Source organism: Embleya sp. NPDC001921 (assembly GCF_053594475.1).
Genome location: NZ_JBSFEO010000001.1, coordinates 105,644 through 117,838, shown reverse-complemented (window position 1 = coordinate 117,838; position 12,195 = coordinate 105,644). Strand labels below are relative to the sequence as shown.

10 protein-coding genes are annotated in these 12,195 nt (G+C 70.9%); 9 read left to right on the top strand and 1 reads right to left on the bottom strand.

The window, feature by feature from the left end:
* Nucleotides 1–121 precede the first annotated feature (121 nt).
* From ACWCPW_RS00480 to ACWCPW_RS00440, 9 genes are all read left to right on the top strand, one after another.
* Nucleotides 122–1,366 (top strand): glycerate kinase, encoded by a 1,245-nt coding sequence (locus ACWCPW_RS00480; RefSeq protein ID WP_449759361.1) that lies wholly within the window; start codon nt 122–124, stop codon nt 1,364–1,366.
* Nucleotides 1,363–2,706 (top strand): allantoinase AllB, encoded by a 1,344-nt coding sequence (gene allB / locus ACWCPW_RS00475; RefSeq protein ID WP_449759360.1) that lies wholly within the window; start codon nt 1,363–1,365, stop codon nt 2,704–2,706. The genes ACWCPW_RS00480 and allB overlap by 4 nt, the downstream gene beginning before the upstream one ends.
* 102 nt (nt 2,707–2,808) lie before the next feature.
* Nucleotides 2,809–3,852: an allantoicase gene (gene alc / locus ACWCPW_RS00470; protein WP_449759359.1), complete on the top strand. Its 1,044-nt coding sequence runs from the start codon at nt 2,809–2,811 to the stop codon at nt 3,850–3,852.
* A 142-nt stretch (nt 3,853–3,994) separates the two neighbouring features.
* Nucleotides 3,995–5,449 (top strand): catalase, encoded by a 1,455-nt coding sequence (locus ACWCPW_RS00465; protein ID WP_449759358.1) that lies wholly within the window; start codon nt 3,995–3,997, stop codon nt 5,447–5,449.
* A gap of 301 nt (nt 5,450–5,750) precedes the next feature.
* Complete coding sequence (locus ACWCPW_RS00460; protein ID WP_449759357.1) at nt 5,751–7,163, top strand: family 2B encapsulin nanocompartment shell protein; 1,413 nt, start codon at nt 5,751–5,753, stop codon at nt 7,161–7,163.
* A 116-nt stretch (nt 7,164–7,279) separates the two neighbouring features.
* Nucleotides 7,280–7,489 carry a CsbD family protein gene (locus ACWCPW_RS00455; protein ID WP_395863587.1) on the top strand — a complete coding sequence of 70 codons (210 nt, stop codon included), beginning with the start codon at nt 7,280–7,282 and terminating at the stop codon, nt 7,487–7,489.
* A 311-nt stretch (nt 7,490–7,800) separates the two neighbouring features.
* Nucleotides 7,801–8,070 (top strand): hypothetical protein, encoded by a 270-nt coding sequence (locus ACWCPW_RS00450; RefSeq protein ID WP_449759356.1) that lies wholly within the window; start codon nt 7,801–7,803, stop codon nt 8,068–8,070.
* Nucleotides 8,063–8,680, top strand: a complete 618-nt coding sequence (locus tag ACWCPW_RS00445) for a DUF6879 family protein (protein ID WP_449759355.1) — start codon at nt 8,063–8,065, stop codon at nt 8,678–8,680. The genes ACWCPW_RS00450 and ACWCPW_RS00445 overlap by 8 nt, the downstream gene beginning before the upstream one ends.
* Nucleotides 8,681–8,692: 12 nt before the next feature.
* Nucleotides 8,693–11,116: an ATP-binding protein gene (locus tag ACWCPW_RS00440; RefSeq protein WP_449759354.1), complete on the top strand. Its 2,424-nt coding sequence runs from the start codon at nt 8,693–8,695 to the stop codon at nt 11,114–11,116.
* Nucleotides 11,117–11,160: 44 nt separating this feature from the next.
* Here the strand turns inward: ACWCPW_RS00440 and ACWCPW_RS00435 are convergent, their stop codons facing one another.
* Nucleotides 11,161–12,045: a methionyl-tRNA formyltransferase gene (locus tag ACWCPW_RS00435; protein WP_449759353.1), complete on the bottom strand. Its 885-nt coding sequence runs from the start codon at nt 12,043–12,045 to the stop codon at nt 11,161–11,163.
* Nucleotides 12,046–12,195 lie beyond the last annotated feature (150 nt).

The following is a 12,195-nucleotide window of genomic DNA, read 5'->3' as shown; positions in this document are numbered from 1 at the left end:
CTGTCGATCTCCCCGAGAGCGGCAGCCACGTAGTTGACTGTGCCTCGGCACGGTGTCCGACCAGTCGGCTCCGCGCCGACCCCGGACATTGCCTCCGGCAGCCCACCCGAAGGAGCAGCGCATGGGACCGGTCGTCGTCCTGGCCCCCGACAAGTTCAAGGGGACCCTGACCGCCGTGCAGGCCGCGGTCAGGATCGGTGCCGGGATCCGGCGGGCCCGTCCGGACGCGGACGTGCGCATGTTGCCGATCGCGGACGGCGGCGAGGGCACCGTGGACGCCGCGGTGGCCGCCGGCTTCGCGCGCATCCCGGTACGGGTCACCGGCCCGACCGGGCGGCCGGTGGGCGCGGCGCTCGCCGTGCGCGGCCGGACCGCCGTGGTCGAGCTGGCCGAGTCCTCGGGGCTCGCGCTGCTCCCGGACGGGCCCGCGCCGCTGACGGCGGACACCACCGGGGTGGGCGAGCTGATCGGCCGGGCGCTGGAGCTGGGTTGTACCCGGATCGTGCTCGGCCTGGGCGGCAGCGCCTCCACCGACGGCGGCTCCGGGCTGGCTCGCGCGCTGGGCGTACGGCTGCTGGACGCGGCGGGGGAGGAACTGCCCCGGGGCGGGGCCGCGCTGCTGCGGCTGGACCGGATCGAGCGCGGCGACCTGGCGTCCCGGCTGGCCGGCGTCGAGGTGGTGATCGCCTCGGACGTGGACAATCCGCTGCTCGGTCCCCAGGGGGCCGCGGCGGTGTACGGGCCGCAGAAGGGCGCCTCGCCGGAGCAGGTGCGGCTCCTGGACTCGGCGCTCGCGCGCTGGGCCGAGGTGGTCGCGCCCGAACTGGCCGAGGTGCCCGGGGCGGGTGCCGCGGGCGGGGCCGGATTCGGCGCGCTGGCGCTGCTCGGCGCGAGCATCCGGCCCGGCATCGGCCTGCTGCTCGAACTCCTGGGCTTCGACGAACTGCTCGACGGGGCGCGGCTCGTGGTCACCGGAGAGGGCAGCCTGGACCGGCAGACCCTGCACGGCAAGGCACCGGCCGGGGTCGCGGTCGCCGCCCGGGAACGGGGTGTACCCGTGGCGGTGGTGTGCGGCCGCGTCGAGTTGAGCGGGGTTCAACTCGACGCGGCCGGCATCGTGGCGGCCTACGCGCTGGAGGACCTCGGCGCCGACAGCATGACCCGCGCCGGCGAACTGGCCGAGGACGCGGGCGAACGCCTGGCCCGAGACCTGCTCACGGGCCGGGACGAGGGGGTCGACGCGGCCGGCCGGTCGGCGTCGGTCGACCCGACCGACTCGTCGGACCCGACCGATTCACCCGACCGGCCCGGTTCGATCGACCGGATCGGCTCGGCCCATCCCGTGGACTCGGAGGACGCGTCGTGACCCACACCCCCACTCTCGTACTGCGCTCGCGCCGCGTGTTCACCCCGGCCGGCGAGATCCCGGCCGACGTGGTCGTGGCCGGCGGCCGGATCGCCGACGTGGCGCCCTATCGCGGCGCCACCGGCGCCCCGGTCGAGGATCTGGGCGAACTCGCGCTGCTGCCGGGCCTGGTGGATACCCACGTACACATCAACGAGCCGGGCCGCACCGCGTGGGAGGGCTTCACGAGCGCGACCCGGGCGGCGGCGGCCGGTGGCGTCACCACCTTGATCGACATGCCGCTGAACTCGATCCCGGCCACCGTCACGCTCGACGCGCTGCGGGTCAAGCAGGAGGTCGCGCGCGGTCGGGTGTACGTGGACGTGGGCTTCTGGGGCGGCGCGATCCCGGGCAACACCGACGAGCTGGAACCGCTGTACCGGGCGGGCGTGTACGGGTTCAAGAGCTTCCTCGCACCCTCCGGCGTGGACGAGTTCCCGCACGTGAACGCGGCCGAGTTGGCCGAGGCGCTGACCGAACAGGCGCGGCTGGACGCGCTGGCGATCATCCACGCCGAGGCGCCGCACGTGCTGGACGCGGCGCCGCAGGTGCCCGGCCGGAAGTACGCCGACTTCCTCGCGTCCCGGCCGGACGCGGCGGAGACGGTCGCCGTCGAGCAGTTGCTCGACACCGCCAAGCGCACCGGCGCCCGCGTGCACGTCCTGCACGTGTCCTCGGCGCGGGTGTTGCCGCTGCTGGACGCCGCCCGCGCGGCCGGGATCGCGGTCACCGCCGAGACCTGCCCGCACTATCTGACCCTGGTCGCCGAGGGTGTTCCGGCGGGGGACACCGCGTTCAAGTGTTGCCCGCCGATCCGTTCCGAGGACAACCGCGACGCGCTGTGGCGCGGGATCGAGGCGGGCTCGTTCGCCGCCGTGGTCTCCGACCACTCGCCGTGCACCGCCGATCTCAAACGGCTGGACGTGGGCGACTTCGCCGCCGCGTGGGGCGGGATCGCGTCGCTGCAACTGGGCCTGGCCACGGTCTGGACCGAGGCCAGGGCGCGCGGCTTCGAACTGGCCGACGTGGTCGCGCTGATGGCGGCCGGCCCGGCCCGGTTGGTGGGCCTGGCCCGCAAGGGCGCGATCGCACCGGGATACGACGCCGACCTGGTCGCGTTCGACCCGGACGCGGTGTTCACCGTGGACCCGGCCGGGCTGCACCACCGCAACCCGGTCACCCCGTACGCGGGCCGCGCGCTCACCGGCACGGTGCGCACCACGTGGCTCGCGGGCGCGCCGGTGGACGTGCACGGAAGCCCGCGCGGGCGGCTCCTGGACCGGACGGAGACCGCCACGTGATCACCCCGGGAATGCGCCGGTTGCGCGGCCACGGCCCGCCCCCTCGTCCCGAGTTGTAGCCGAGTAGCCGTCGACTCCCTTTCCGGACGAGGAGATCAGCCGATGACCGCCGATTTCACCGAATACGTCAACCTCGCCTCGCGCGCCCTCGGGGCGGGCGTGGTGGCCGCCAACGACGAGTGGTTCGCCGAGAAGGAGAACCTGCTCAAGGCCGAGCCGCCGGTCTTCGTACCGCACACGTTCGGCCCCAAGGGCCAGATCATGGACGGCTGGGAGACCCGCCGCCGGCGCGGCCCCTCGGCCGAGCACCCGCATCCCGAACCGGACGCGCACGACTGGGCGATCGTCCGGCTCGGCGTGCCCGGTGTGCTGCGCGGGATCGTGCTGGACACCGCGTTCTTCACCGGCAACTACCCGCCGAGCGGCTCGGTGGAGGCCGCGTCCGTACCCGGCACACCCTCGGTCGAGGAACTGCTCGACCCGGCGGTTCGGTGGACCACCATCGTCGCGCGCACCGACCTCGAGGGCGACACGGCACACCCGTTCACCGTCACCTCCGGGCAGCGGTTCACCCATGTGCGGCTGAACATCTTCCCCGACGGCGGGGTGGCCCGGCTGCGCGTGTACGGCGAGGCGGTGCCGGATCCGGCCTGGCTGGACGGGCTCACGGTGGACCTGGCGGCACAGGAGTACGGCGCGGTGGCCGAGGCGGCCAGCGACCGCTACTTCTCCTCGCCGCACAACCTCAACGCGCCGGGGCGCTCGCGGGTGATGGGCGAGGGCTGGGAGACCCGGCGCCGACGGGACGACGGACACGACTGGGTGCGGGTGCGCCTGGTCGAGCAGGCGCAGATCCTGGCCGCCGAGATCGACATCGACAACTACCTCGGCAACGCGCCGGGTTGGGTCGCCCTGGTGGGCAGCGACGCGAGCGCGGACCCGGACGCCTGGTTCGAACTGCTGCCGCGCACACGGGTGCAGCCGGACACCCGGCACCGGTTCCGGCTCACCGACGTACCGCCCGTCACGCACGTGCGCATCGAGGTCTTCCCGGACGGCGGGGTGGCCCGACTGCGTCTGCCCGGACGGCTGACCGAGGCCGGTCTGACGGCCCTGCGCAACCGCTTCGAACCTTCCGAGCGGTAGCGGACGTTCGCACGCTCCGAGGGCCCGCGACAGCCGGCCCTCGGCGCACCCCACCCCGGGTGCGCCCACCCCGGGTGCCCCCACCCTCGGAACGACCGGCGCCGCCATCCCGCGGAATAGCTGACAGGGAGTCAACTCTGCTATGAGCAAGCCGATACTGACGACGGAGGCCGGTGCGCCCGTCTCCGACAACCAGAACAGCGCGGCGGCCGGGGCCGGCGGCCCGCTGCTGCTCCAGGACCAGTACCTGATCGAGAAGCTGGCCCGATTCAACCGCGAGCGCATCCCGGAGCGGGTGGTGCACGCGCGCGGGTCCGGCGCGTACGGCGTGTTCGAGGTGACCGAGGACGTCACCCGCTACACGCGCGCGCACTTCCTCGGCGCGGTCGGGCGCCGTACCGAGGTGTTCCAGCGCTTCTCGACCGTGGCGGGAAACCTGGGCGCGGGCGACGCGGTGCGCGATCCGCGCGGGTTCGCGCTGAAGTTCTACACCGAGGAGGGCAATTACGACCTCGTCGGCAACAACACGCCGGTGTTCTTCATCAAGGACCCGCTGAAGTTCCCGGACTTCATCCACTCGCAGAAGCGCGACCCGTACACGGGCGTGACCGAGCCGGACAACGTCTGGGACTTCTGGTCGCACTCGCCGGAGGCCACCCACCAGGTCACGTGGCTGTTCGGCGACCGGGGCATCCCGGCGTCCTACCGGCACATGAACGGTTTCGGCTCGCACACCTACCAGTGGGTCAACGCCGCGGGGGAGGCGTTCTGGGTGAAGTACCACTTCACGACGAACCAGGGCATCCGCACCCTCACCAGCGCCGAGGGCGCCGAACTGGCGGGCGAGGACCCGGATTCGCACCAGCGCGACCTGCACCAGGCGATCGACCGGGGCGTGTTCCCGTCCTGGACGCTGTACGTCCAGGTGATGCCGGTCGCCGAGGCGCCGCGCTACCGGTTCAACCCGTTCGACCTGACCAAGGTGTGGCCGCACGCCGACCACCCGCTGATCAAGGTCGGCCGACTGACCCTGGACCGCAACCCGGAGAACGTGTTCGCGGACGTGGAACAGGTCGCGTTCAGCCCGAACAACTTCGTGCCGGGGATCGGGCCGAGCCCGGACAAGATGCTCCAGGGACGGCTGTTCGCGTACGCCGACGCGCACCGCTACCGCCTGGGCGTCAACCACACGCAACTCGCGGTGAACGCGCCCAAGGCGACCGTGGCGCTCAACCACGGGCGGGACGGCGCGATGGCGACCAACACCGGTGGGCGGGCCAGGAACTACGAGCCGAACAGCTTCGGCGGTCCGTACGAGAGCGGCGAGCCGCTGTCCGCTCCGCTCGCGGTGACCGGCCACACCGGTGCGCACGAGGCGCCGGCGCACGCGAAGGACGACGACTTCTTCCAGGCGGGCGAGCTGTACCGGTTGATGTCCGACGCGGAACGGGCCCGGCTGGTCGAGAACATCGCGGGCAGCCTGGGCCAGGTCACCCGGGACGACATCGTGGATCGGGTGCTCCAGCACTTCCACGCGGCGGATCCGGAGTACGGAACGCGCGTGAAGCGGGCGGTCGCGGCGATCCGGGACGTCTGACCCCCGGGGGCCGACGGATCCGCCCCCGGACGAGAGCCACCCGAAGCCCGATCGGGTCGGGTCGACGCGCGCCCGGATGTCCTCGGACGTCCGGGCGCGCGTTCGGCTGTTGGGCCATTGGGCCGTTAGGCCGTTCGGCGGCATGCCGTGTGGGGCCGTGCGGCCCGGAAACCCGTGGCAACCGTAGTTACATAGCCACTTCGACGCCTCTCCAGTCTCACCCGTTCGGGTAATGGCCGGCTGCCCTCGCAGCGGCAACGATTGACCGCGAAGACCGGTTCATCCAGGGGAGGCGGAATCGTTGTCGATCGATGCTGGGGCCGAAACGAACAGTGAGGCCCAGGACACGCAGGCTCGTTCGAGTCTTGCGACGGCGGCGGCGCGAAATCTCGCGACCACGACCAAGACCGTCCCGCAGATGCAGGACATCACGTCTCGGTGGCTGCTGAAGATGTTGCCGTGGGTCCAGGTGTCGGGTGGTACGTACCGGGTCAACCGGCGGTTGAGTTACCGGGTGGGCGACGGGCGGGTGCAGTTCGTTCAGACCGGATCGGAAGTCCGGGTGATTCCGGCGGAGTTGAGCGAACTGGCTCCGCTGCGCGGGTTCGAGGACGAGGAGGTGCTGCGCGCGCTGGCGGACCGCTTCGTGCGGCGCGAGTTCGCGGCGGGGGAGACGCTCGCCACGCTCGGCGAGCCGAACGACCGGGTGTTCCTGGTCGTGCACGGCAAGGTCGGCAGGTTCGGGGTGGGGCCGTACGGCGACCGCACCTCGCTCGGACTGCACGGCGACGGGGACCACTTCGGCGAGAAGATGCTCGTCGACCGGGAGTCGACCTGGGAATACACGGCCACGGCGGTCACCTCGGTGATCGTGCTCGAGATGCCGCGGGACACGTTCGAGGGGGTGCACGCCGACACGCTGCGCGAGCATCTCGCGGACTACGTCGCGGGCAGCGACCGGCCACAGAACGCGAAGGGTGAGGCGGAGATCCCGATGTCCGCCGGCCACCACGGCGAGGCGGTGCTGCCGGGCAGCTTCGTGGACTACGAACTCAAGCCACGCGAATACGAGTTGAGCGCCGCGCAGACCGTGCTGCGGGTGCACAGCCGGGTGGCCGATCTGTACAACCAGCCGATGGACCAGATCGAGCAGCAGTTGCGACTGACCATCGAGGCGCTGCGCGAGCGGCAGGAACACGAGCTGATCAACAACCGCGAGTTCGGCCTGCTGCACAACGCGGACTACGAACAGCGGATCCAGGCCCAGGCGGGCCCACCGACGCCGGACGACATGGACGAGCTGCTCAGCCGGCGGCGCGGCTCCCGGTTGTTCCTGGCCCACCCGCGCACGATCGCCGCGTTCGGCCGCGAATGCAGCCGGCTCGGCCTGTACCCGACCACGGTCGACGTGGGCGGAAACCAGATCCCGGCCTGGCGCGGTGTGCCGATCTTCCCGTGCAACAAGATTCCGATCTCCGAGGCGCGCACGAGCTCGATCCTGGTACTGCGTACGGGTGAGGACGACCAGGGTGTGGTGGGCCTGCACCAGACCGGCCTGCCGGACGAGTACCAGCCCGGCCTGTCCGTGCGATTCATGGGCATCAACGAGCAGGCGCTGATCTCCTACCTGGTCACGGCGTACTACTCGGCGGCGGTCCTGGTGCCCGACGCGCTCGGCGTCCTGGAGAACGTGGAGATCTCCCGAGTCGGGTGACAAAGGTCACGAGGGTCACGAAATTGTGTCGAACGGGTCGTTTCCGGTTATAGGTCGGGCTGGACGTCGCGCGAACAACGGACGCGCGCGGTCGATCGTGACAGGAGACCCGAGACATGGGCATCGACGACAACATCCGCAACAAGGCCCAGGATGTCGGCGGCCAGGCCAAGGAGAAGGTCGGCGAGGCGACCGGAAACGAGGATCTGCGCGACGAGGGTCAGCAGGACCAGGGTTCGGCCAAGGCCAAGGAAGCCGTCACGAGCGCCAAGGACAAGGCCAACGAGGCGATCAACAAGATCAAGGGCTCCCTCAAACGCGACTGACCCCACCCTCGCAAGCCCCCCGAGGCCCCCGGCACCAGCCGGGGGCCTCGGAGCGTTCCGCCGCCGGACACCACCGGGGACGCGGCGGCACGGGGCTCCGGGGTTGGGATCGGAGGGAAATCGTTCGGGTCGAGCGGGTCGAGCAAGTCGAGCAGGTTGAGCGGGGCGAGCGGGAATTTTCTCGATCAAGGCATCGATAAAAGGTGATCATTTCATCCCACCGATTATCGGTATGCCTATACGCGTTGTCCGGTCGGTGGGGGTGCGCTTACACTGGGTGATCAATGGCGAGTTCGAGACTTGGGGGAGTCGTGAATCGACGTTGGGAAGCCGACCCGTCCGCCGCGCTGTCTCGGCGACTGGGCACATCGGCCGCGGAACAGGGGCAGAGCGAGGGGCGTGAGGGTTGTCCCGATATCTGGGAATTGGACAACGGTGACATTGCGATCATCGGTCGTGATCTGACCGACGCCTACGCGCCGCATTTGCCCGGGGGCGTGACCATCGCCGCCGACGAGCGCATGGTGATCATTCCGCGCACCATGCTCGTCGCCGCCAAGAAGGATATTCCGGATGCCTGATCCCGACCTCTTCGACGAGGCTTCGGGCGAGTTCCTCGCACTTGCGGACTACCGGGACGACTTCGCGGCGCGCGAGGCCGCGGGCCGGGGCGAGGCGTCCTGGAAGCTGGAGCGTCGGCAGGTCTTCAGGGAACCCGGCAACGAGAGCTGGGAGGCGTTCGCGCGCGGGGACTGGAGCGAGGCGCTGCGGCTCTCGGAGCGGCGCCGGGGTGCTCTCGCCGCGTATCAGGCCACGGTCGACGCGCAGCGGAACACCTTGTATCGGGTGCGCGTGGTGGAAGAGCCGATCACACCCTATCTGCAATGGGAGCTCAATCTTCTGCGGGTTCGCGCCGAGGTCGGCGAGAAAATCAGGGTCATCGGGCCCGAGAAGATTGCCGATCGTGAACGAATCGCCGCGCTGCCCGAATTGATCACCCTGGGTTCGCATACGCTTTACAAAATCATCTACACCGACGACGGCGTGCTGGACGGCGGTATTCGTATCACCGATCCGGAAAGTGTCGCCAAAGTCACGCAATTGGCCGAGGGGCTTTATCGGGACGGCGAGGAGATCGAAAGCTTCTTCGAGCGCCGCGTGACCCATCTGCCACCGCCGAAACTCGAATAGGAGCCGATCAGGATGCCCACTCCCGCCGGCGGAAGTGAATTCGGGTCGGCGGCTCCGTCGGGCGCCGCGCCCGGGTCGACGCATTCCGAGTTGTCCGGGGCCGCGGGCAATGTCGTCCAGGCGCGTGAGGTCTCCGGCGGGGTGCACTTCCATCAGGACGGAGCGCCCCGACGGCCGGTGCCTCGTCAGCTTCCGGGTGACGTGCGCGGATTCGTCAACCGAACCCGGGACCTCGAACGCCTGGACGAGATCACCGCCGCCGATTGCACGGAACCGGGCGTCACGGCCCTCGCGGTCATCGCCGGCACCGCCGGGGTGGGCAAGACGTCGCTGGCGCTGCGTTGGGCGCATCGCGAACAGCATCGGTTTCCCGATGGCCAGTTGTACGTCAACCTCAGGGGGTACGACCCGGGCAAGCCGGTGACCCCCCAACATGCGCTCGACTGCTTCCTGGAAGCGCTCGACGTACCGCCGAGGGCGATCCCCCGGAAGTTGCCCGACAAGGCCGCCGCCTACCGGTCCCTGCTGGCCGGACGGCGCATTCTGGTGGTGCTGGACAACGCCGCGGGCGTGTCCCAGGTTCGCCCGTTGTTGCCCGGCTCGGGCGGTTGTCAGGTGCTCGTGACGAGCCGGAGTCGGTTGTCCGGACTGGCCGCCAGGGAGGGTGCGCGCCGGATCACCCTGGACGTGCTGTCCGAGGACGAGGCGGTGCGGCTGGTGCGTGAGGTCACCGCGGGACAGCGCTCGGACGACGAACCGGCCGCGCTGGCCGAACTGGCCCGGCTGTGCGCGCACCTGCCGCTGGCACTGCGGATCGCCGCCGAGCGTGCGGCGGCCCGCCCCTGGATGCGGCTCACCGACCTGATCCGCGATCTGCGCGACGAGTCGGTGTTGTGGGACGCGCTGACGGTGGACGACGGCGAGGAGGCGGACGCCGTACGCACCGTCTTCGCGTGGTCGTACCGCGCGTTGCCGCCCGAGGAGGCTCGGCTGTTCCGACTCCTCGGCCTGCACCCGGGGCCCGATTTCGGGGCGGCTGTCGCGGCGACACTCGCCGGGGTGAGTCTCGCGCGGGCGCGGACCCTGCTCGACGTGCTCATCGGTGCCCACCTCATCGAGCAACACGAGGCGGACCGCTACCACTTCCACGACTTGCTGCGGACCTACGCCAAGGACCAGGCCTGCCACGAGGAGGCCCCGGAGCTGCGGAACGGGCTGCTCCGTCGAGTCCTGAACTGGTACGGGCACACCGCGGACGCGGCACAGACCTGGATCAATCCACACGAGCCGCATGTCGAACTCGACGCGCCGGAAGAGGGCGTCGTGCCGCTGGTCTTCTCCGGCCACGACGAGGCGGTCGCGTGGTACGAGGCCGAACGCGCCGGACTGCCGGCGATAGTCCTCGCGGCGGTCGGCGCGGGACTCGACCGGCCGGCATGGCAATTGGCGGTGGTACTCCGGGCCATCCACATGCGCCTCCAGCCCTTCGACGAATGGATCGCGATCGCCGACGCCGGCCTGGTGGCGGCTCGACGCTCGGGGGATCGTGCGGCCGAGGCGGAAGTTCTGGAAAGTCTCGGGATGGCGTACGCGCAGCGAGGGCAGGCGGTCGAGGCGGCCGACTTCCATCGGAATTGCCTGACGATCCGTCAGGAATTGGTGGACCGGCGGGGAGTGGCGTTCGCGCTGAACAATCTCGCCGTGCTCGGGTTGCGCACTCTCGATTCCGCGGCGGGGGTGTTGTGGGCTCGGCGCGCGGCCGAGGCATTCGAGGCGATCGGCGAGTGGCATTGGGCCCGGATCTCTCGGGTGAATCTCGCCGAAGCATATTGTGAGGCCGAGGAGTTCGCCTCTGCCGTCGCGCTCGTGAGCGAGGTGCTGCCAAAGTTGCGGGAGCCGGCTTCGGCCGGTCATCGGGGCAATGCGCTGAATGTGCTGAGTGCGGCGCGGCTCGGGCTCGGGGATGCCGAGTCCGCACGCGCGGCGGCCGCGGCGGCCGTGGACCTGGCCACGAGCCGGCACAACCGGGTCTGGGAGGGCCATTGGTTGTCCACCCTCGGCCGTGCCCAACAGGCCTGCGGCGACATCGACGAGGCACTGGCCTCCTATCGGCGCTCGGCCGCCCTCCAACACGGCCTCGGCGATCGTGTGCGTGAGGCGAGGGCCTGGCATCTGACCGGTGTCGCGTATCAGGCGCTGGGCCGGTATCGCGAGGCCGCCGACTTCCACCTGACGGCCGCGGCGGTCTTCCGCGAACTCGACGACGGGCGGCGGCTCGCGGTCGTCCTGACAGATCTCGCCGAGGCCCGGTCGTGCTCCGGGGAGCACGACGCGGGCGCGGCGGCGCGGCGCGAGGCGGTGGGGATTCTGGGCCGCTACGACGACGCGCGGGCATCGCGACTGAGGGAGCGACAGGCGCGGATCCTCGGCGACTGAGCCGTTGCATCGAGATTTCCCGGCTTATATCGGGATCTCCCGGCCTACGTCGGGATCTCCTGGCTTTCCACGATCCACAGCGGCCCGTCCCCGCACTCGACCCGGACGGCACCGGGCACCGGGGTCGGGGAGGTGCGGTGTACGAGCAGGCGGCGACCCGCCACGGTGGCGATCGCGGCGCGGTCGACGAAGAAATGGAACATCCGTACGTCGTTGTGGATGTCGCGGGCGGGGCGGGACCAGTCCACGAGCCGATCCTCCTCGGGAACCCAGCCGGCGGTGGTGGCCTCGGTGTCGTCCTGGGGCGTGCCCGGGGCGCGGGCCGCGACCAGGGCCAGGGCCTCGGGGAGCAGGCGTTCGATCGTCGCGTCGATCTCGGCGAACAGGGCGTCCGGGTCGATGTCGTCGGCGAGTTCGATGCCGCCGGCGCGGGCCAGGACGGGACCGGTGTCGAAGTCCTCGGTCATCCGGTGGATGGTGACGCCGGTCGTGGTGTCCCCGGCCCGAATGGCCCAGTGGATGGGGCACGGACCCCGGTGCCGAGGCAGCAGCGAGGAGTGGATGTTGATCGCGCCGAGGCGCGGGAGCCGCAACGCGCTCGCCGGGACGCGCCACGGGAAGCCGTGTACCAGGATCAGGTCGAGGTCGGCGCCGGCCAGTAACCGGGTCACCCCCGCGCCGTCGCGGGGCAGCGCGAGATCCACGTCGGCGGGCAGGCGTTCGACGATCTCCGCGACCTTGGCCGGAGTGCGGGGGCCGGCGGCGCGACGGGGGCGGAGCGAGCGGGCGCGCACGTAGGTGACGGGGTGGTGGCCGGCGGCGGCGCAGATCGCGTGGAGTCGGGCGAAGCTCGCGGCGGAATGGGACGCGATCGCGACGCGGAGTGGTGGGGGTGGTGGGGGCGGTGGCTGTGGTGGGGGCGCGGCCATGGGGCTCCTGACGCAAGGGTGGACGGCCGGGCAACGGTTGTGTTGGCCCGGCTGGTTCCACTATTCCGAGAGTTGCGCGGCTCGCGCGGTCAACAGCGGAATTGGGCGCCTCATTCGCCGGCGGGCTGTTGCGTGGCTTGGTTGGCCTCA

What these genes read in the sequence shown, in the direction of transcription:
- ACWCPW_RS00480 (WP_449759361.1), top strand. Translation starts at nt 122, where the DNA reads ATGGGACCGGTCGTCGTCCTGGCCCCCGACAAGTTCAAGGGGACCCTG.
- alc (WP_449759359.1), top strand. Translation starts at nt 2,809, where the DNA reads ATGACCGCCGATTTCACCGAATACGTCAACCTCGCCTCGCGCGCCCTC.
- ACWCPW_RS00465 (WP_449759358.1), top strand. Translation starts at nt 3,995, where the DNA reads ATGAGCAAGCCGATACTGACGACGGAGGCCGGTGCGCCCGTCTCCGAC.
- ACWCPW_RS00455 (WP_395863587.1), top strand. Translation starts at nt 7,280, where the DNA reads ATGGGCATCGACGACAACATCCGCAACAAGGCCCAGGATGTCGGCGGC.
- ACWCPW_RS00445 (WP_449759355.1), top strand. Translation starts at nt 8,063, where the DNA reads ATGCCTGATCCCGACCTCTTCGACGAGGCTTCGGGCGAGTTCCTCGCA.
- ACWCPW_RS00440 (WP_449759354.1), top strand. Translation starts at nt 8,693, where the DNA reads ATGCCCACTCCCGCCGGCGGAAGTGAATTCGGGTCGGCGGCTCCGTCG.
- ACWCPW_RS00435 (WP_449759353.1), bottom strand. Translation starts at nt 12,045, where the DNA reads ATGGCCGCGCCCCCACCACAGCCACCGCCCCCACCACCCCCACCACTC.